This is a genomic window from Flavihumibacter petaseus NBRC 106054, from assembly GCF_000974785.1.
GTDB lineage: Bacteria > Bacteroidota > Bacteroidia > Chitinophagales > Chitinophagaceae > Flavihumibacter > Flavihumibacter petaseus.
In genome coordinates, this window is record NZ_BBWV01000001.1 from 114246 (window position 1) to 134775 (window position 20530).

General features: G+C 50.3%; 13 protein-coding genes. 7 read left to right on the forward strand and 6 right to left on the reverse strand.

The features are described from left to right. Positions 1-6: 6 nt before the first annotated feature. From FPE01S_RS00485 to FPE01S_RS00510, 6 genes are all read right to left on the reverse strand, one after another. Positions 7-1455: an APC family permease gene (locus FPE01S_RS00485; protein ID WP_046367011.1), complete on the reverse strand. Its 1449-nt coding sequence runs from the start codon at positions 1453-1455 to the stop codon at positions 7-9. A gap of 63 nt (positions 1456-1518) precedes the next feature. Continuing rightward, on the reverse strand, positions 1519-2112 hold the full coding sequence (locus FPE01S_RS00490; protein WP_046367012.1) for an OmpH/Skp family outer membrane protein: 594 nt from the start codon (positions 2110-2112) through the stop codon (positions 1519-1521). A 157-nt stretch (positions 2113-2269) separates the two neighbouring features. Next, entirely contained in the window at positions 2270-6565 is a 4296-nt protein-coding gene (rpoC, locus tag FPE01S_RS00495; RefSeq protein WP_046367013.1) for a DNA-directed RNA polymerase subunit beta', read from the reverse strand. Between the two features lie 623 nt (positions 6566-7188). Then, complete coding sequence (locus FPE01S_RS00500) at positions 7189-7602, reverse strand: phosphate-starvation-inducible PsiE family protein (RefSeq protein ID WP_046367014.1); 414 nt, start codon at positions 7600-7602, stop codon at positions 7189-7191. A 42-nt stretch (positions 7603-7644) separates the two neighbouring features. Further along, complete coding sequence (locus tag FPE01S_RS00505; protein ID WP_046367015.1) at positions 7645-8277, reverse strand: response regulator; 633 nt, start codon at positions 8275-8277, stop codon at positions 7645-7647. Beyond that, positions 8259-11279: a ligand-binding sensor domain-containing protein gene (locus FPE01S_RS00510; RefSeq protein WP_046367016.1), complete on the reverse strand. Its 3021-nt coding sequence runs from the start codon at positions 11277-11279 to the stop codon at positions 8259-8261. The genes FPE01S_RS00505 and FPE01S_RS00510 overlap by 19 nt, the downstream gene beginning before the upstream one ends. 274 nt (positions 11280-11553) lie before the next feature. On the opposite strand from FPE01S_RS00510, the gene FPE01S_RS00515 reads away from it, so the two are divergent. The 7 genes from FPE01S_RS00515 (at position 11554) to FPE01S_RS00545 (ending at position 20109) form a co-directional block, all read left to right on the forward strand. Continuing rightward, positions 11554-13176 (forward strand): arylsulfatase, encoded by a 1623-nt coding sequence (locus FPE01S_RS00515; RefSeq protein ID WP_083990093.1) that lies wholly within the window; start codon positions 11554-11556, stop codon positions 13174-13176. A gap of 88 nt (positions 13177-13264) precedes the next feature. Continuing rightward, on the forward strand, positions 13265-14365 hold the full coding sequence (locus FPE01S_RS00520) for an HAD family hydrolase (RefSeq protein ID WP_083990201.1): 1101 nt from the start codon (positions 13265-13267) through the stop codon (positions 14363-14365). A 17-nt stretch (positions 14366-14382) separates the two neighbouring features. Beyond that, complete coding sequence (locus tag FPE01S_RS00525) at positions 14383-15909, forward strand: DUF1254 domain-containing protein (RefSeq protein ID WP_046367017.1); 1527 nt, start codon at positions 14383-14385, stop codon at positions 15907-15909. A 36-nt stretch (positions 15910-15945) separates the two neighbouring features. Then, a complete protein-coding gene (locus FPE01S_RS00530; protein ID WP_046367018.1) occupies positions 15946-17964 on the forward strand; it encodes an alkyl/aryl-sulfatase in 2019 nt (672 codons plus the stop codon). 13 nt (positions 17965-17977) lie between these two features. Next, positions 17978-18286: a transposase gene (locus FPE01S_RS00535; protein WP_046367019.1), complete on the forward strand. Its 309-nt coding sequence runs from the start codon at positions 17978-17980 to the stop codon at positions 18284-18286. Between the two features lie 9 nt (positions 18287-18295). Further along, positions 18296-18880 carry a hypothetical protein gene (locus FPE01S_RS00540; protein ID WP_046367020.1) on the forward strand — a complete coding sequence of 195 codons (585 nt, stop codon included), beginning with the start codon at positions 18296-18298 and terminating at the stop codon, positions 18878-18880. Beyond that, positions 18880-20109, forward strand: coding sequence for a porin (locus FPE01S_RS00545; protein WP_046367021.1), 1230 nt, complete (start codon positions 18880-18882; stop codon positions 20107-20109). The genes FPE01S_RS00540 and FPE01S_RS00545 overlap by 1 nt, the downstream gene beginning before the upstream one ends. The last annotated feature ends 421 nt before the right edge of the window (positions 20110-20530 follow it).

Genomic DNA, 20530 nt, shown 5'->3' on the forward strand with positions numbered 1-20530 from the left:
CTCCTGTTAATTGTCTTTTTTGCCCGCAACAGCCAGATAGTACACCGGAACACCCAGCAATACGATCAGGATGCCGAACGAAGCAAAAGTTGGTTTGTAAATTAAGAGCGCTACACACATGGCGGTTGCCAGCAAAATGTAAATAGCCGGCAACACCGGATAACCAAAAGCCTTATAAGGACGAGCCACATCAGGTCTTAACCTGCGCAGCCTGAAAATGCCGATAATCGTAAGGATATAAAAGACGAGAGCAACCACCACCACATAATCCAGCAGGTCGCCGTATTTGCCGCTGAGGCACAGAATACAGGCCCAGATACATTGAACCCACAGGCCCTTGGCTGGCACCCCGTTCTCATTGAGGTTGGCCACCTGTTTGAAAAAGAGACCGTCTTTTGCCATGGTATAATACACCCTGGCGCCGGAGAGGATCAGGCCGTTGTTACAACCAAAAGTGGACACCATGATCATGATCGCAATCACCTTGGTGCCCACACTTCCGAAGATCTCCGTTGAAGCCGCTACAGCCACCCGGTCATTTTCCGCGAAAGCAATTTCATTCAATGGCAATACTGCCGTATACATGATATTGGCACAAACATAAATCACCGTAACGATCAGGGTGCCGAAGAACAGACTGAGGCCAATATTTTTTTCGGGGCTTTTGATCTCCCCTGCTATAAAGGTTACGTTGTTCCAGGCGTCACTGCTGAATACCGAGCCCACCATCGCCGCAGCAACCGCGCCGATGATCGGTCCCCAGCCTTCATAAGGTGTTTTCTGAATTGTTTCGCCGATAAATACATCTTCGGAGCCACCGGCTGTTCTGGCCAGTTTTCCGAAATCCCAGCCGTGCAGCCAGTTCGCATCCCACACACCGGCCTTTGCACCCAGCAGGAAACCAAATATGATGAGCCCGAACAGGGCCAGTAGTTTGGCCAGTGTGAAGGTGGTCTGGATAAGTTTGCCCTCCTTCACCCCACGGGTATTGATATAGGTAAGCAGGATCACCAGGATGATTGCAACAATCTGTGCAGCAGAAATTTTGAAATAAACGAGATCGATCAGGATATGGTGCTCGCTGAGCGCCGGAAACAGGTAGGCTGCAAACTTGGAGAAGGCCACCCCTACAGCAGCAATTGTGCCGGTCTGGATCACGGCGAAGAAACTCCAGCCATAAAGAAACCCGACAAGCGGGTTGAAGGCTTCCTTCAGGTAAACGTACTGACCGCCGGCCTTCGGGAACATCGCACTGAGTTCTCCATAACTGAGGGCAGCCGTTAGGGTCATAAAACCGGTCAGCAACCAGACAAAGATCAACCAGCCGGCACTGCCGACATTGCGGGTGATATCTGCGCTGACAATAAAAATTCCGGAACCGATCATTGAGCCTGCCACCAGCATGGTAGCATCCAGCAGTCCGAGCGTTGGTTTGAAGTGTGTGTTCGAAGACATCTAAGCAGTAGTATAAAGCGGGAAGTTAGCCGATTAGCCGGAAAATTGCAAACTTCCGGTAACTCACTTCTGCTTGTATTCCTTGTTCAGTCCGTCGATCAGCTGGTTGGTGATATTATAGGCCGTGTCTTTGTAAAACATCAGCTCAGGCTCATAGGAAATGATAAAGGAGTAGGTATTGTCTTTGTTGAATTCCTTGAGGTAAGCCTCGATCTTGGTCTTGATCTTCTTCTTGTAATCGAGTTTCTTGTTTTCCAGGTCCTGCTCCAGTTTCATGCGGTGCTGCTGGTAGTTCTGCTGCATCTGCGCATACTCGCGCTGAACCGCGTCGGCTTCGGACTGGCTCATGGTCGCGCCCTTCTTCTGCCATTCACCGATCTTGGCCTGGTAATTCCTTTCCATGGCGCTCAGGTCCTTGTTCATGCTTTCCTCATTCTTTTTCAACTCCGACAGGGCATCCTTGAAGTATTCATATTTGTTCTGAAGCGAGTCAATATCAAAGTAGGCGATCTTGAAATGTTCAGGCGTGGCAGTTTTTTCAGCAGCCGTTGTTGTTACCGGCGCGCTGACTTTTTTTCCCGCACTGAGCTGGTTGACCAGGAGATATCCACTGATGCCTGTTGCGATGATACTGAGCACTAAGGAAAGTTGCTTCATGAAAAGTGTTTTGTTAGGAGCAAATTAAGGGGTTTCGGGAAATTGAAACACGGTCGGCGGGGAATTTTAACGTTGTGTGCGACCTGTTTGGGTAAAAATCTAAAAATGGAGGCCGCCCCGGGATGAGGCGGCCTCCTTATTGGTATGTTTTCTATACTTATTCTTCGTCGTCGAAGTTCATGGCTTCGCGGGTGGTCTGGAGCAATTCATATTCCTCCTTGCTGCCCACGATCATGTTTTCGAAATCACGGAGACCTGTACCGGCCGGGATCTGGTGACCAGTGATCACGTTTTCTTTCAGGCCCATCATGTCGTCGGTCTTACCGTTGATCGCTGCGGTACTGAGTACTTTCGTTGTTTCCTGGAAGGAAGCAGCGGAGATCCAGCTCTGTACACCCAGTGATGCCTTGGTGATACCCAGCAGCAACGGATGTGACGTTGCAGGTTCAGCATCGCGGAATTCCACCAGCTTCTTGTCGGAACGACGCAGGATAGAATTCTCTTCACGCAGGTCACGCAGGCTCACGATCTGACCGGCACGCATCCTGGTGCTTTCACCCGGATCAGAAACGACTTTCTTGTCGAAGATCCAGTCGTTCTCGTCGATGAAGTCAAATTTATCAACCGTATCATCTTCCAGGAATTTGGTATCACCCGGATCAACAATTGATACTTTTTTCATCATCTGGCGTACGATCACCTCGATGTGCTTATCGTTGATACGCACACCCTGGAGACGGTATACTTCCTGGATTTCGTTTACCACATACTCCTGAACAGCGAACGGTCCTTTGATGCTGAGGATATCGCTTGGTGCGATCTGTCCGTCAGACAATGCCGTACCGGCTTTCACGAAGTCACCATCCTGTGCAAGGATCTGGCGCGTCAGCGGTACCAGGTATTTCTTGGTCACACCGTCACGGGCTTCCACGATGATTTCGCGGTTACCACGCTTGATGGATCCGAAGGCAACCACACCGTCGATCTCAGATACGATGGCTGGGTTACCGGGGTTACGTGCTTCAAAGAGTTCCGTTACCCTGGGCAGACCACCGGTGATATCGCGGAGTTTACCCAGCACACGCGGAATCTTCACGAGTACCTGGCCGGCTTTCACCTCATCACCTTCTTCCATGATGATGTGTGAACCAACGGGAAGGTTATAAGATTTGATCTCCTTGCCTTCAACGAGCAGGGACGGGATCTTGGTTTTATCTTTTGTTTCGATTACCACTTTTTCGCGGTGACCGGTTTGTTCGTCAGCTTCTTCCCGGAAAGTAATGCCTTCCAGAACGTTTTCGAATTTAACAGCACCCGCGATCTCAGCGATCACTACGTTGTTGTAGGGATCCCATGTGCAGATCACATCTCCTTTCACTACTTTCTGGCCGTCTTTTACCACCAGGGTAGAACCGTAAGGAATGTTCACCACGTTCAGGAGACGGTCGTTCTTCACGTCCATGTTCCTGATCTCACCGGTACGTCCGATTACCACCTGAACTTTTTCGCCTTCTGCATTTTCAGTAGTTACTGTACGCAGACCGTCGAACTGGATAGTACCGTCGAATTTCGCCAGCAGGCTTGATTCAACAGAAGCGGATCCCGCAACACCACCCACGTGGAAGGTACGCAGGGTAAGCTGTGTACCCGGTTCACCGATGGACTGTGCAGCGATGATACCAACAGCATCACCATTCTGTGCAGTATAACCGGTAGCGAGGTTCTTACCGTAACATTTCACACACACACCACGCTTGCTTTCGCAGGTCAGTACAGAACGGATTTCAACCGTTTCGATACCGGAATCTTCGATGCGCTGTGCAGAATCAGATGTGATCTCTTCACCGGCAGCAACAATGAGTTCTTCGGTGATCGGATCAAATACATCATGCAGGGAGTTCCGGCCTTCGATCCGGTCCTTCAGCGGTTCGATAACATCTTCGTTGTCTTTCAGGGCAGTGGTCGCAATACCGCGCAGGGTACCGCAATCTTCTTCACCGATCACCACATCCTGGGATACGTCCACGAGACGACGGGTCAGGTAACCGGCATCCGCTGTTTTAAGGGCGGTATCGGCAAGACCCTTACGGGCACCGTGCGTGGAGATGAAGTAATCCAATACGTTCAGACCGCCCTTGAAGTTGGAAAGGATCGGGTTCTCGATGATCTCGGAACCGGTAGATCCGCTCTTCCGGGGCTTGGCCATCAGACCCCTGATACCGGCCAGCTGCTTAACCTGCTGCTTGGAACCCCGGGCACCGGAGTCAAGCATCATGTACACAGAGTTGAAGCCTTGTTTGTCGTTCTGCATTTCGCGGATAAGGGTCTCCGTAATGCGGGTATCGACGCGGCTCCAGATATCCACGATCTGGTTATATCGTTCGTTGTTGGTGATAAGACCCATGTTATAGTTGTCCCACACCTCATCTACTTCTACTTTAGCCTGATCCAGCAGCGCACCTTTCACCTCGGGGATGATCAGATCCTGCGGGTTGAACGACAGACCACCACGGAAGGCCATACGGAATCCGAGTTGTTTGATATCGTCCAGGAACTTGGCAGTTTTCGGCACGTTGGTGATCTTGATGATGTCACCGATGATCTCACGAAGGCTCTTCTTGGTCAGCAGCGCATTCACAAAACCAACCTCAACCGGAACGTGCTGGTTGAAGAGGATGCGGCCTACTGTTGTTTCGATGAGCTTCTTCTCGAGGCTGCCGGTTGCGGCATTCCGCACATTCGCACGCACTTTGATCGGCGCATGCAGGTCAATACGGTCTTCGTTGTAGGCAATCAGTACTTCCTCGGGAGAATAGAAGGTCATGCCTTCGCCACGCACTTTTTCAGTATCGGTTGTTTTCTTGCCCTTGGTGATATAATACAGACCCAACACCATGTCCTGTGAAGGCAGGGTGATCGGCGTTCCGTTTTGCGGGTTAAGGATGTTGTGGCTGGACAACATCAGGAGCTGTGCTTCCAGCACCGCAGCGTTGCTCAGGGGTACGTGCACGGCCATCTGGTCACCGTCAAAGTCGGCGTTGAAGGCTGTGGTGACGAGCGGGTGCAGCTGGATGGCTTTACCTTCGATCAGTTTGGGCTGGAAGGCCTGGATTGACAGGCGGTGCAGCGTCGGGGCACGGTTGAGAAGAACCGGGTGTCCTTTCAGGATGTTCTCCAGGATATCCCAGATCACGGGTTCTTTCTTATCAACCAGTTTCCGCGCACTCTTCACGGTCTTCACAATACCCCTTTCGATCAGCTTGCGGATGATGAATGGTTTGAAAAGCTCGGCAGCCATATCTTTCGGAAGACCGCACTCGTGCATTTTCAGTTCAGGACCAACCACGATTACAGAACGGCCGGAATAATCCACCCGCTTACCGAGGAGGTTCTGACGGAAACGGCCCTGCTTGCCTTTCAGTACATCAGAAAGTGATTTCAGCGCACGTCCGCCTTCTGCTTTCACCGCATTGGATTTACGGCTGTTGTCGAAGAGCGAATCAATGGCTTCCTGCAGCATCCTTTTTTCGTTACGCAGGATCACTTCCGGCGCCTTGATCTCGAGCAGACGCTTGAGACGGTTGTTCCGGATGATCACCCGGCGATAAAGGTCGTTCAGGTCAGATGACGCGAAACGGCCTCCATCCAGTGGAACGAGGGGACGCAGTTCAGGCGGAATGACAGGAATGTATTGCATAACCATCCACTCGGGACGGTTGGTGATGCGGCTGTTGGCATCACGGAAAGCTTCCACCACACTGAGACGCTTCAACGCATCAGCTTTACGCTGCTGGCTGGTTTCAGTGGCTGCGGCATTCCGGAGGTCATAACTCAGCTGATCAAGGTCAATCCTTTCCAGCAGGTCATGAACGGCTTCAGCACCCATTTTCGCCATGAACTTATTCGGATCTTCATCAGGAAGATACTGGTTGTCCTTCGGCAGGGTGTCAAGTATATCGAGATATTCTTCTTCTGTGAGGAGGTCGCCCACATTCTGTCCCTTATCGGTACGGATGCCGGGCTGGATCACCACAAATCTTTCGTAATAAATAATGCTTTCGAGTTTCTTGGAACTCATACCCAGCAGGTAGCCGATCTTGTTCGGAAGGCTCTTGAAGTACCAGATATGCACTACCGGTACCACCAGCTTGATATGGCCCATCCTTTCCCGGCGAACTTTCTTCTCCGTCACTTCCACACCGCAACGGTCGCAGACAATGCCCTTGTAACGGATCCGCTTGTACTTGCCACAGGCGCACTCGTAATCCTTTACCGGTCCGAAGATCCTTTCACAGAAAAGACCGTCGCGCTCGGGCTTGTAAGTACGGTAATTGATGGTTTCAGGCTTCAGAACTTCACCGTAACTCTTTTCCAGGATAGAATCAGGTGATGCCAGTCCAATCGTGATCTTGGAGAAATTGAACTTTGGACGATTTTCTTTTTTGATAGCCATAGATATACTACAGATTGTGTTTTTATGGACCTACGAAGATGGTTGGTTAGGGTGAACACGCCAATTCCTGCTCGTTTCCGCCCTTAATGCGTTTAACGAAACAGGTTGATTGTCAATACTTTATATGGAACACACCTAGCTTTCCCAACTTAAATAGTGGGCAAAGATAAGGAAAGTTTGGAAGTTTGAAGGTTTAATAGTTTGGAAGTTGATCTCCGCCCGGCCAGGCGATCAGCCGGGAAGCAACAAATAAAAAATCAAGGACAGGGTTACCTGGATGGTGTGTCAGGAATTAAGGGTTGACGCCTAAAGTTCTTTCTTTTCCGCCCCGTGGTCAGGGCAAAAATGAGCCCATTTTTGTTCCCGGTGCGCCCATTATATGGCCTTTTGAGCACATTATGCCGATCGGCCGTGGACCTGTTGCCGAAGTGTGGTGAACTGTAACAGGCTGGTGTTTCGGGTTGCCGCGGTTAGGGTTACCGCGTTGATAACCAATTGAAAAAAGTAAGTATACCGACCTTCCTGCGCCCCGCGCGAAGGCAGCATACCTTGAAAAAATCCAGCCCGGAAAACCCACGGATAGTCTTCGGACGGTTTCTGAATGGCCTCAACAAGCGTGTCTGCTACTTCTCCACTTTCTGCACCAGGTAGTAGCCAAGGGCGAAAGCCAGGATCAGGGCGGCGATGCCCAGCTCACTTTGAAGGCTGTCATGTTCCTGCGTGTCCGCGGCCAGGAATTTCCGGGAGACAGCGATCATACAAACGATGAGGATCACCTTGATCTTAACTTCATGGCCCTTGCTGAAAACCCTGATGGTAGCCAATATTTCCAGCGACAGCAGGATGTTGAAGAAGAGCACCACGCCACTATGCATCGAACCGGGTTTGAATACCAGTCCATCTGTCGATATCCTGATCACCAGGTTGGAGATCATTTCCCTTAACAGTTCATAGGTCTGCAGGGTAATCATCAGCAGGGCCACCCCCATCAATACATAGGTGATCCATCTTTCAAATTTGTCGACAAAATTGTCCATAACAGTTTGGGGATTGGGTTTGGTTATATTGCGTTGAAGGCGTTATTCTATATGAAATGTTTTCATTAATTGCGATAAACCCACGCCATTGTGCACCTTCAGTTTTTCAAACACTCTCCGCTTATAGGTATTCGCTGTTGAGTACTGAATTTTCAAAAGGTTACAGATTTCAGGCAGGCTATGTCCTTTCTGGATCAATAAAGCGATCTCCAGTTCCTTCGCTGACAATTTGCCCAATGGACTAACCTCCGGCTGTTCATCTCCGTTTTCCTGCAGCAAAGCCTGCAACTGCCCGCTGATGTAATAACCACCTTCGAGAACAGTCCTGATGGCTTCCAGGATTTCTGCATTCGCTGCTGTTTTGCGCAAATATCCCCGCGCTCCCATCTGGAGACATTTCTTGCCGTAAATATCTTCATTATAGGTGGAAAAGATAAGAATACCGGTTTCCGGTGCCACATGCCGCAACCACTCCATCAGGTTGGTGAAATCTGATCCCGGGATGTTAATGTCCAGCACCAGCAACCGGAAGCTGCGTGACCTGATCTTTTCTGTGATCTCGTTTTCGTCTGATGCTTCCTCCACCTGCGCCTGGTCAATGTGCTGTTTGATCAGCGCCTTAACGCCTGATCTTACGATGCTGTGGTCATCTGCTATCAGGATACTTGTGGCCATAACTGCTGTTTTATCTCCGCGGTTGCTTGCGGCACCGGGCAATGTTTCAACCCCCGGAGCACGACTTTTGTTCCGCCCTGGATATTGTTTTCTATATCAAGCTCAATTTTCATCAGCTTGCAGAAATCTGTTACAAACCTGTAACCGAATCCCAACGCATCCGATTCCTTTCCGTAGCTGAACAAATTTTCGTCCCGGGCATGTTTCAGAATTTTTTCCCGCACGGCTGGTTTCATCCCCGTACCGTCGTCCGATATGGCAATGGATACCAGGCCGTCCGACGCCTCTGTCCTGATCATAACCAGGCCACCGCGCGTATGCTTGTTGGCGTTGTCAATGATATTGCGCAGTATGATCTTCAGCAACTGGTAGTTGGTATCCACCCAGGTACCGGGCGGAACATTTGTGCTGATGACATTGCCTCTTGACTTCTGCAGTTCCCTGAAAAAATCCTGCAACTCTTCCAGCAAGGTGCTGAGGTGTACCGGCGCAGGGTCGATTTGCCCGTGCAGGTTGATGTTTTTGATCCACACGTGGAAGTCATTCACAAACTGGTGAATATTCCGCGTGGTCTTCCTGATTTCCCTGCCGAGGTCGGCAGCCTCCGCGTTGCTGTTGTAACTGCCTGCCGGCTCCTGAAGCCGGTCAATGGCATCTGCCAGGAAGCGCAGGGGCGACTGCAGGTCATGGGTCACGATCATCGCCAGGTATTCCTTGAATTGAATCAGTTTATGAAGCTCGTCCTGTGACGCTTCCAGTTCCGACACCACCAGTTCCAGGTTACCGATCAACGCCTGCTGTTCCCTGGTTTTCTCCAGCACTTCTTTTTCAAGACGTTGCTGCCTCATCAGCAGCAGCCGGATCCGGAGCCGGTAAAGTCCATATGCCAGCAGGGCCGCAAGCAATAGCAGCATCAGCCGGAAAACTACCGTTTCAGTAAACATTGGTTCGACCGTAAAATCAAACCTGCGCAGTATCTCGCCGTCTTTTCCAAAGCCGGATGGTTTTCGGAGCCAGATGGTATGTTCTCCTTTTTTCAGGTTATTCAGTTCAATGACCTGGTCGCTCTTGAGTACATGCCATGGGTTATCTTCTTTGTCGATCCGGTAAATGATCTGCTGGTTGCGGGTATTGCCGAAATAGGGACTGGAAAAATAAAACTGCAGCCGTTCTTTTCCACAGGGCACGGTCAACGGGAAAACAGTGGACAGTTCCGTGGTATCAGCCATCACTTTATCCAGGAAGAAAGCAGCATCCGGAAAAACCGGCCTTATGCTGTCGGCAAAAAACTGAACGAGCCCGTTCATGGTGGGCAGGGAAAATTTGCCATTTCCCAGTACAATGCCGGCAGGTATACCGCCGCCGTTAAATTCACTGGTGGACATTCCTGCCGTATGATCAAAATAATAATAGTAAGGCGTTTTTTTCGGATCGGACAGGTAGCGGTAGAGATCGGCTGTTGCCACCACAAACAGTCCGTGATTGGTAGTCAGCCAGAACCTGCCGGAATGGTCAGGCAGGAAAGTATGCACAAAATTGAGATACTGGTCCTGGTCAACCGGAAAACTGGTCAGCCTGTTATCATACCACGCATAAAATCCATTTCCATAAGTAGCGATCCACAGGGTTCCCTTTTCATCCAGGTAGAGATTACGGATCGCCTTATTATTGAGTTCAGGCACCCAGTGAGCAGTATACTTGTTGAAGTCGACTTTAGCGATGCCCATACTGCCCGCGATCCAGAAAACATTTGGCCCGGCTTCCACGAAAGCCGCAACGGGAAAATCTGCCGGAAGTCCCGCCGGCCTGGTTTGCCATAGAACGCTATCCTTCACCAGCCGTCCCATAAAATAGCCGATGGCAGATAACCAGATGCTGCCGTCCCGACACTCCCGGAAACAACTGATGCCATTCCGCGGAAAGTAGATTTCCTGCACCAGTTGAAGGCTGCTGTCAAATTCAAGGATCCCTCCCTTCAGGTAATCCCTCCTGTTCAGGTAATAGGTACCCCGGCTGGTTTTCAGCATACTGAAAAGGCTGCAATCCATTCCCAGCGGCACAAATCGTTCCGGAGTCAGCAATCCCCTGGGTGTAAAGACACCATCGCTTCCCAGGGGAACGGTAGCATAAAAAACATTCGCGTCCCGGTCACTGTTCCGGACGGTTGAAAATTCCTGCCGCCGCAGCACATAAATTCCATCCGTGAGGGTACCGGCAATATAGATATTTTGTTCAGGCAGTTCCAGCAGGCCGATAATATTGGGAATTTCGCCGGCAGGCAAAATAGCCCTGAGCGCAGCAGCCGAATAATCAGGCCGGAATTGCATCTGGAAGATGCTGTCGCCATATCGCAGCAATACTTTGTTGCCGCATGGCAACAGCGAAAGAGAACCCGGTGAAATGGCTGTACTGCTTTTTTCGCGATGACCGCTGAACGCCAGCCTGACTACCTGGAAACGCTGCAGGCCGGTATCCGCAACAATCACCTGGCTCTTGTGATTCAGAAAAATATAATGGCCTCCCGCTATCGTGAAACTGTTCAGGTAAGACCGGCTGCTGTTCATGATATTGGGTAAAGCCCACTCCTGTAACTGGCCATCGCCAAATTTTTTGCGGCAACGGCTGAACACGGCGTTTGCCAGATCCGGTGTAACGCTGGTATTTTCAATCCCCTTCCTGAGTATTGATTTGTCTGCGGGCTGAAGAAAATGGTTGGCGGTTACCCTGAAATAACGTCCCGCTTCCGCCTGAACAAAAATATCACCGGCCGCGGTAGTGTCAACAGTTACAAGCCTCGTTACTGGCGATCCTGATTCCGTTTTGTCGATATACCTGAAATGTGTTCCGTCAAAACGAACCAGCCCCGATTCCGTGGCCAGCCATAAATACCCGTTGCTGTCATAAAGCATCCCCTTGATGGAATTGGGCAAACCATTCTCACTGTTGAAATGCTGCACATGAAAACCTGAAAACTGTGCATGGGCGTCTTCGAAGCACAACATCCCCGTTATTAACAGGGCAAAACAAAGGTGTTTCCATTGGCGCCGCATGCTTAAAAATACGTTGCGATACCTTACCTGTTTGTAGTCAAAACTGCTACAAAATGGTCCCTTGAGGTCTGTTACCTTAGGCGTACCGGATGATCTCCGGTTTGAGATGCAGTAACGTACTACTCAATTTCCCCGATTGATTTGTTCCTGCATCTGCCGGTTCATGTTCTGTTTAGCGCCCGTTCACCCGCCGTTGTGTTCAACCGTTAACCAATAAATCAAATTTATGATCCTCAAAAGGTTGCTGGCGTTTGGCCTTCTGTGCCTGTTCGCTGTTTCTTGCGCTACCGCCCAGCAAAAAAAACCGCACCCCAAAAAACCCAATATCATCATGCTTATCTCAGATGACACCGGGTGGGGCGACCTGGGTGTTTATGGCGGCGGTGCCGGCCGGGGTATGCCCACGCCCAATCTCGACCGCCTTGCCAAAGAAGGCATGCAGTTCTGGGACTTTTATGGCCAGCCCAGCTGCACGCCGGGACGTGCAGCGATGATCACCGGGCGTATTCCCAACCGAAGCGGCATGACCACGGTGGCCTTCCAGGGACAGGGTGGTGGCCTTCCCGCGCCGGAATGGACACTGGCTTCCGTATTGAAACAAGCCAATTACAAGACCTATTTCTCCGGCAAGTGGCACCTCGGTGAAGCCGACTATGCCATGCCCATTGCCCACGGATTTGATAAAATGCAGAATGTGGTGCTCTATCACCTGAATGCCTATACCTATGCCTTTCAATCCTGGAACCCTGATATGGATCCGCAGGTGCTGGCGGTATTCAAAAAAGTAACGACAGGGATTCTCGAAGGCGAAGCTGGTGGTAAAGCAAGAGAGGTTTCTAAGGTAACGGAAGAAAACATTGCCGAACTCGACAATATGATGACCGAAAATGTGCTGAAACAACTTGATACTTATGCAAAAGGTTCCGATCCGTTCTTCATGTGTGTAAATTTTGCGAAGAATCACCAGCCCAACCTTCCCTCCAAAGCATTCAAAGGCAAATCACCGGCCGGCAGCAAATATGGTGACTGCGTGATGGAGATGGATCATAATGTCGGAAGGGTAATGGACAAGGTACGTGCGCTCGGTATCAGTGAAAAGACAATTGTAATCTATACCGTTGACAACGGCGCATGGCAGGATGTTCATCCGGATGCCGGATATACGCCTTTCCGCGGTTCCAAAGGCACCGACCGGGAAGGAGGCAGCAGGGTTCCTGCCATAGCCTGGTGGCCCGGGCAGATCAAAGCAGGAAGTGACAGCCACGACATAGTAGGCGGCCTGGACCTGATGGCAACATTCGCCAGCCTGGCAGGTGTTTCCTTACCGACAAAAGACAGGGAAGGCAAACCGATGGTGTTCGACAGTTATGATATGTCCAACGTGCTGTTCAACGAGGGCAAACCGCTCCGCAACACCTGGTATTATTTTACAGAAGCGGAACTCTCGCCCGGAGCCGTGCGCGTCGGGCATTTCAAAGCGGTATACAATACGCGCGGCGACAATGGAGCACAAGCAGGAAGCGATGCCCCTGGTCAACAACTCGGCTGGCGGGGTGATGAAACTTATGTTGCCACAGTGCCTGCCATCTATGATATCTGGCAGGATCCCCAGGAACGTTACGACATCTTCATGACCAGCTTTACGGAAAAAACCTGGACCGCTATTCTTTTCAACCAGGCTTATGCCGATATCATGAAATCATATGTACAGTATCCGCCCCGTCCGCTGCAAAGTGAAACTTATACAGGTCCGATGGAAATCACCCGTTTCAGAAATCTCCAGGAAGCGAAGAAATTACTGGAATCGAAAGGCTTTCAGCTCCCGGATGACCTGAAACCAAAACAATAATTTTCTTTATCCGCGTATGCAGGGCCACAGTGCCCTGTATACGCTTTTTTGGCAACTCCCCTCTTGCCATGTTATTAAAACCTTCGCCATGTCTACACAACACTTGTCTGATCAGAACAAAAGGCTGAGTATTGCCCTTCTTACCATTATCCTGCTGGCGGCGCTAACGCTTATTGCAGGCAGCTCCTGCAAATCGCCGGGAGAGAAACCTGCGGCGGGAGAAAACAGTGCCGCCACCAGTGACACCACGGCAGCTGCCAGGCCTTCAGGTGACCCCCTCCCCTCCTGGAATGAGGGCACGGTGAAAAAATCCATCATCGATTTTGTCAACAGTATTACGACCACGGGCAGTCCCGATTTTATTCAACCCCCTGACCGCATCGCCACATTTGACAATGACGGCACGCTCTGGTCCGAACAACCGCTCTACTTCCAGTTCTTCTATGCACTCGACCAGGTGAAGGCCCTTTCAGCCAAACACCCTGAATGGAAAAAAAAGCAGCCATTCAAGGCGGTGATCGAAAACAATATGGGAGAATTAATGAAGCAGGGTGAGAAAGGATTGCTTCAGGTTATTGCGGCCACTCATGCAGGAATGACGAGCGACGAATTCAATACGATCATCACCCAATGGATCGATACGGCAAAGCATCCCATCAAAAAGAAGCTGTACAAGGAACTCATTTTCCAGCCGATGCTGGAACTGGTGCGCTACCTGCAGGCCAATCAATTCAAAACCTTTATCGTATCAGGCGGCGGCATTGATTTTATGCGGCCCTGGGCGGAAACGGCATACGGCATTCCAAAAGACCAGATCGTGGGTAGCAGCGGTAAAAGCGTATATGATTACAACAACGGGAATCCTGTTATCCGCAAGCTTCCTGAAGTGGATTTCATCGATGACAAAGCGGGCAAACCGGTAGGTATTGAAAAGTTCATTGGCCGGAAACCGGTGATCGCCTGCGGCAATTCCGATGGCGACCTGCAGATGCTGCAATGGACTGCTTCGAACAAATTGAAGAACCTCGAGCTATATGTGCACCATACTGACAGCGTACGGGAATGGGCCTATGACCGCAAATCTCATATCGGTACTTTCGACAAAGGCTGGGATGAAGCCATCGCGAAAAAATGGCTCATTGCAGACATGAAGAACGACTGGAAAGTGATCTATCCTTTCGACAAATAATACTCAAACACATTGGAATGAAACAAATCCTGATCGGGTCCGCCCGTTTGATAACCATAGGCGTGCTGGTTATTAGCATATCGATGTATGCCGCCTGCAATAATGCCGGCAACACAAAAAGCACCAACGATTCTACAGCTGTAACATCCGCAAAGGACACAACTGTTGAAGTTGTTGCCACGCACAGTACCATCGCCCCGGCCAGCACGGATATAACCATGCACCCGGAATATGCTAAAACACTGGCGCGTTTTGCCTATACCTGGGGGTACCCCATGGTCAATATGCTGAACAGGAAAAATACATTGAGTAAAGCGCCGCAACCCGGGTTACTGGGTGGTGTATTACCAGCAGCTCCTACCGGGAGGATCGCTATGCTGCATGACTATATTGATCCTGGGCAAACCTTTATTGCGTGCCCGAACCAGGATGTTGTGTACGGCCTCGGATTCTTTTCCCTGGATGACCAGCCCGTTGTCATCCAGGTGCCTGATTTCGGAAGCCGCTTTTTTGTTTATGCGCTGTATGATGCGCGTACCGATCAGATCGGTGAGATCGGACAGCCCTATGGCACCAAGCCAGGGTTCTATCTGTTGAAAGGCCCCAACTGGAAAGGCAATGTTCCCGCGGGCATCACCGGCGTGCTGACCAGTCCGACATCACTGGGTAACTGTATCCCGCGGGTGTTCATGGACGACACCCCTGAAGACCGTGCGGCCATTCAGCCGCTAATCAACCAGATCACGGTATACCCGCTTTCCGAATTTGACGGAAAAATGAAAACCACAGAATGGAAAAATGCGCCGATTATTCCCAATCCCAATGCAGGAAACGGAGGCGCTGAAACCAAATGGGTAATTCCCGAAAAATTCTTTGATGAACTGGGGACGGTTCTGGAAACAGTACCGCCATTGCCTGGGGAGGAAGCCCTGTACTCCCAGCTAAAATCCCTGCTCGCGGTTGCCAAACGCGACCCTGCAATACAAAAACTGATCACCAATGAGGCGATCGCCATGGACAAATCTCTCGTTAAGGATTTTATTCAGTGGAAATACAATGGCAAACCAGCGGGCAATAACTGGAACCGCTCCCAGAACAATGCAGAATGGGGTTTCGACTATTTCAACCGGGCAGGCACTTCAAGGTCAAATATGTTCGACAACCGGCCCAACGAGACGCAATACTTTTATACTGATTATACCGCAAGCGGTGAAAAGCTGCACGGCAAAAGCAACTACAAAATCACCTTTAAGGTATTGCCTCCGGTGAAAGGATTCTGGTCAATGACGCTCTATAACAAGGAACATTTCTTCTATCCGAATGACTTCAAAAGATATTCGCTTGGAACCAAAAACAAGACCCTGCAGAAAAATGCAGACGGCACCTTAACCCTCTATGCGGGAAATAAAAATCCCGGAAAAGACAAAGAATCCAACTGGCTGCCTTCTCCAAATGAAGACTTCTCCCTGTACATCCGTGCCTATTGGGGAGAAGCGGGCATTACAGACGGAAGCTGGGTGCCACCCGTTGTGGAAAAATATTGAGCCACTCCAACAATTCATTATTACAAACCCGATCATATGATTAATTCAATTTGCAGGATTTCTGCATTCATTGCAATGGCCTTTCTATTAAGCAATTGCGGGCAATCCGGAAACCAGCAGAACGACACCCCGGCGGCTGCCCCGGAAAACAATACCGTTAAGCCGGCTACGTCATTTACTGTTCAGAAACAGGCTGAGCTGCAGGCATACCTGCCCTTCAGCGATAAAACAGATTACGACAATGCCCGCAGGGGATTCATCGCCACATTGGATGAGGGTGAAATAAAAGACGAAAAAGGCAATGTGGTCTACAGCATGAAACAATACGATTTCATTAAGGGCGAATCGCCTGCCACTGCTAACCCAAGCCTGTGGCGGCAGAGCGAGATCAACAGCATCAACGGGCTTTTTAAGGTAACCGATGGAATTTACCAGATCCGTGGTTTCGATCTCGCCAATATGACCCTGGTGGAAGGCAAAACAGGCTGGATTATCATCGACCCCTTACTGTCACCGCCAACTGCGCGGGCAGGTCTCGAACTGGCCAACGCGAAGCTGGGAAAAAGAAAAGTTTCCGCAATTATTCATACCCACAGCCATATCGATCATTTTGGCGGCATCCGGGGAGTAGTGGACGAAGCCGATGTCATCAGCCGGAAAGTGCCCATATATATTCCCGAAGGATACTTTGACGAGGCGATTAGCGAAAATGTAATGGGCGGAAATACTATGGGAAGAAGGGCTTCCTACATGTATGGCAACCTGTTGCCCAAAGACTCCACGGGAACCCTTGGAACAGGGCTCGGACAAACAACATCAACAGGGCTTGCCGGCATCCTTCAGGGCACTCATGTAATCAAAAGCCTGACGGGCGAAAGCAGGGTCATCGACGGCATTAAAGTTGAATTCATCTACACGCCGGAGTCGGAAGCACCGGCAGAAATGATGTTTTATTTTCCTCAGTACAAGGCGTTTTGCCAGGCAGAAGATGTAAGCCATACACTTCATAACCTGTACACCCTGAGAGGCGCAAAAGTGCGGAATGGCCAGAAATGGAGTAAATACATTGACCTTTCCATTCAGAAATGGGGAAAAGATGTACAGGCCTCTTTTGGTTCACATCACTGGCCCACCTGGGGCAATGATACCATCAACGCCTACCTGGCGAGCCAGCGTGACCTTTTCCGCTTCATTCACGATCAGACACTGAGACTGGCCAACGAGGGGTACACACCTGTTGAGATTGCCAATATGCTGAAGCTACCCGAAAAACTCGACAAACGGTTTGCCAACAGGGGCTATTACGGATCCGTCAGCCATAATGTGAAAGCACAGTATGACCTTTACTTCGGATGGTTTGATGGCAACCCCGCAAACCTCGACAAACTGCCTCCATCGGAAGCTGGAAAAAAATATGTTGAATTTATGGGCGGCGCCGATAACCTCCTGGCGCAGGCTAAAAAGTCTTTTGATAAAGGCGAGTATCGTTGGGTAGCCGAAGTGGTTAACCACCTGGTGTTTGCCGATCCAAAAAACCAGGGGGCACGGAACCTGCTCGCAGACGCCTACGAGCAACTGGGCTACCAGGCAGAATCCGGCCCGTGGAGAAACTTCTACCTGAGCGGTGCAAAGGAATTGCGGCAGGGAGTTAAAGTTTTACCCGCACCAAATACTGCAGGTCCGGATATGATACGCGGCATGTCAAACGACCTGTTCTTCAACTTCCTTGCCATGCGGTTTAAAGGAACAGAACCGGCAGCTGCCGCCATGAAATACTCCTTTAACATAAACCTTCCGGACGTTAAAGGCAAGGTTGCACTTATCATCGAAAACGGAGTAGTAACGCCGAGAATAGGCAGTCATATTGACGGTAATGTCACTGCAACTGTAACGATTAACAGGAAAGACCTGGACCGGATAAGCCTTGGCGAAGCAACATTCAAAGAACTGACTGATAACGGCACGATTAAAATCAGTGGAGATGGAAGTGCTTTCACCTCCTTTATCAGCATGCTGGACAATTTTAATTTTTGGTTCAACATTATCGAACCCTAGACTAACCTGAGTTATGCCCGGCCGCCTTCGCAGAAAATTCACAGACGACGAGAAACGTGCCATTATAGACGGTGCCGCGCAGAAGGGCGTGAACGCCATTCTGCGCGAACACGGGTTATCGTACAGCGTTTACTCCCGCTGGAAGGAAAAATTTCAGCCGGAGGTGATGAAAGAGCAACATGCACAGTTCAGACTGCAACAACAGGTCAGAGTGCTCACTGCGGAAAACGAAAGACTGAAAAAGATCATCGCCAACCAGGCGCTGGAAATCCAGATCAAAACAGAAAAACTCGTGGAGCAGGCATCCCGCTTTCATCCATAAATAACAACCATGAACAAAAAATACTACCGGTACGGCCTCATTTCGTTTTCCCTGTTCCTGTTACTGTGCACCAGCAAACCGCTCAGTGCCCAAACAGAATCAGGTAACAAAGAACCTTTCAAACCCTTCCACCAGCTGGGACTCGCCATCGGTCATGAACACGTATTCAATGGCCGCGATGCTGAAGGCAACAGCAAAATGCTGATTGTTCCGTTCTGGGGACTGGATTACAATTTTCATCTTTCACCAAAATTTGCACTGGGTGTACATACCGATTTTGTAGTGGAAAATTTTGAAGTGGAAAAGAACCTGGAAGGGGGTCCCGACGATGTAGTCGAAAGATCCCGCCCGATCGCCCCGGCCCTGATGGGTATCTGGCAGCCAACGGAACACTGGAATTTCGGACTGGGCGTCGGTGGTGAATTCGCCAAAGAGGAAGACTACCTGCTGAACCGCCTTGCGGTTGAATATGGCGTAGAGATCCGCAAAGGCTGGGAAGTAGCAGGAAGCATCCAGTACGATTTCCGCTGGAATGCATACGACACCTGGACCATCGGGCTCGGCATCTCCAAATCCTTTAAAAAAGAAAAGTGATGCATCACTCTTCTCCGATATGGATCCGCTTCCTGGCATGCCTGCTGCTGACCATCTTGCTGTCGTTTTCCGCCACAGCCCAGGAGCCTGAAGAAAAAAACGACACAGCGGCAAAAGCAACGGTCAGGTATAACCGCGAAAAGGGATTTGAATTCAAAACCCGCGATAACAAATTCCTGATGCAGATCCACAGCCGGCTGCAGTTTCGTTTCGCCACCCCGGAAGACCAGGACCCCGTTACCTTCGACGACTTCACCGGAGAAAAAAAACCGGCTTTCAAGATCAACCGCGCAAGGCTGAAAGTGGGCGGCCATGCCTTCCAGCCCTGGCTGAAATATTACTGGGAATACGAATTGAGCCAGTCCAACCTGCTCAACTACCAGATCATGGTGGAGAAATGGGACTGGCTCAAATTCCAGGTGGGACAATTCAAAGTAGAATATACCCGGGAACGCCGCATCAGCAGCGGGGAACAACAGATGGTGGACCGCTCCGTGATCAACCGGCCCTTTACCCTCGATCGCCAGCAGGGCGCCGAGATCTATGGGCGCCTGAAAGGCAAAGGTCTTGCTGATTTCAATTACTGGTTCGGTGTGTTTACTGGTACCGGCCGCGGCAATACGGCTAACGACGACAGTCACCTGATGTATTTCGGCAGGCTGCAATGGAACATGTTTGGCCGCTACCTCGATTTTGTGGGGTGCGATCTGGAAATACATGAAAAACCCGCTGCAGTACTGGCCATTAATGCCGTTACCAACCAAAGCCCCTATACGCGTTTTTCGCAGGCCGGCGGTGGCTACCTGGAGGGTTATGAGGATGGGCAACCTGGACAATACCGGGTGAACCAGGCCAACCTGGAAACAGCATTCATGTATCGCGGATTCAGCTGGCAGTCGGAATTTCACTGGAAGGAGATCATTGACAAACTGAACAACGACCAGACCGATGACCTGCACGGTTATTATGTGCAGGCAGGATACTTCTTTCACCAGTTATGGCGCTGGTGGCCAAAGCAGCTGGAATTCGCCGCACGGCATGCCGCTTACCGGCCTAATGTGGAAGCCAGCGAAACCAAAAAAGGAGAAACCTCCGGTGCTTTCAACTGGTTTTTCAATGGGCACGCCAATAAACTGACGGCCGAGATGAGCTATTTTACGTACGACCTATCGGTTGATCAGCCCACCCACGAATGGCGGTTCCGGTTGCAGTGGGATATTTCCCTGTAAATTTTCCCGGGCTTTTGAGGGTTACCTCTGCCGGCCTTCCGGAATTAAGTAAAGAAATTGCCCTGCGCGTATTTCCAGTAGTTCTCTATTTCGTGTTGATGAGCCCATTATTTGGCGTTATGAGCCCATTATTCAGGCCAATGCGCCTAATATTTGGGCATTATGAGCCTATCGGTTTTTACCGACCCGGTTTCCATACCGGTTTAGCTGATCACCGAAGGACGCTCTTTTTCAATTGGAGGAAATTTTCAGAATCGCCTGAAATCCTTACCCACAAAGGGTTTCTTGCTACCCAGGGGGTGCCCCACCCCTGTTCCGGCTCCCAACCGGACCTTAATTTACCGCCGCTGGTGCCGCGGTAGAAAATCTTTTGGGAAACAGTTTCAAAACACCGTCTGCCGTTCGTCTGCCGTTTGTCTGC

Bases quoted from the DNA above. Each gene is read 5' to 3' on its own strand.
- FPE01S_RS00485 (WP_046367011.1), bottom strand. From the start codon at position 1,455: ATGTCTTCGAACACACACTTCAAACCAACGCTCGGACTGCTGGATGCT.
- FPE01S_RS00490 (WP_046367012.1), bottom strand. From the start codon at position 2,112: ATGAAGCAACTTTCCTTAGTGCTCAGTATCATCGCAACAGGCATCAGT.
- rpoC (WP_046367013.1), bottom strand. From the start codon at position 6,565: ATGGCTATCAAAAAAGAAAATCGTCCAAAGTTCAATTTCTCCAAGATC.
- FPE01S_RS00500 (WP_046367014.1), bottom strand. From the start codon at position 7,602: ATGGACAATTTTGTCGACAAATTTGAAAGATGGATCACCTATGTATTG.
- FPE01S_RS00505 (WP_046367015.1), bottom strand. From the start codon at position 8,277: ATGGCCACAAGTATCCTGATAGCAGATGACCACAGCATCGTAAGATCA.
- FPE01S_RS00510 (WP_046367016.1), bottom strand. From the start codon at position 11,279: ATGTTGTGCTTCGAAGACGCCCATGCACAGTTTTCAGGTTTTCATGTG.
- FPE01S_RS00515 (WP_083990093.1), top strand. From the start codon at position 11,554: ATGATCCTCAAAAGGTTGCTGGCGTTTGGCCTTCTGTGCCTGTTCGCT.
- FPE01S_RS00520 (WP_083990201.1), top strand. From the start codon at position 13,265: ATGTCTACACAACACTTGTCTGATCAGAACAAAAGGCTGAGTATTGCC.
- FPE01S_RS00525 (WP_046367017.1), top strand. From the start codon at position 14,383: ATGAAACAAATCCTGATCGGGTCCGCCCGTTTGATAACCATAGGCGTG.
- FPE01S_RS00530 (WP_046367018.1), top strand. From the start codon at position 15,946: ATGATTAATTCAATTTGCAGGATTTCTGCATTCATTGCAATGGCCTTT.
- FPE01S_RS00535 (WP_046367019.1), top strand. From the start codon at position 17,978: ATGCCCGGCCGCCTTCGCAGAAAATTCACAGACGACGAGAAACGTGCC.
- FPE01S_RS00540 (WP_046367020.1), top strand. From the start codon at position 18,296: ATGAACAAAAAATACTACCGGTACGGCCTCATTTCGTTTTCCCTGTTC.
- FPE01S_RS00545 (WP_046367021.1), top strand. From the start codon at position 18,880: ATGCATCACTCTTCTCCGATATGGATCCGCTTCCTGGCATGCCTGCTG.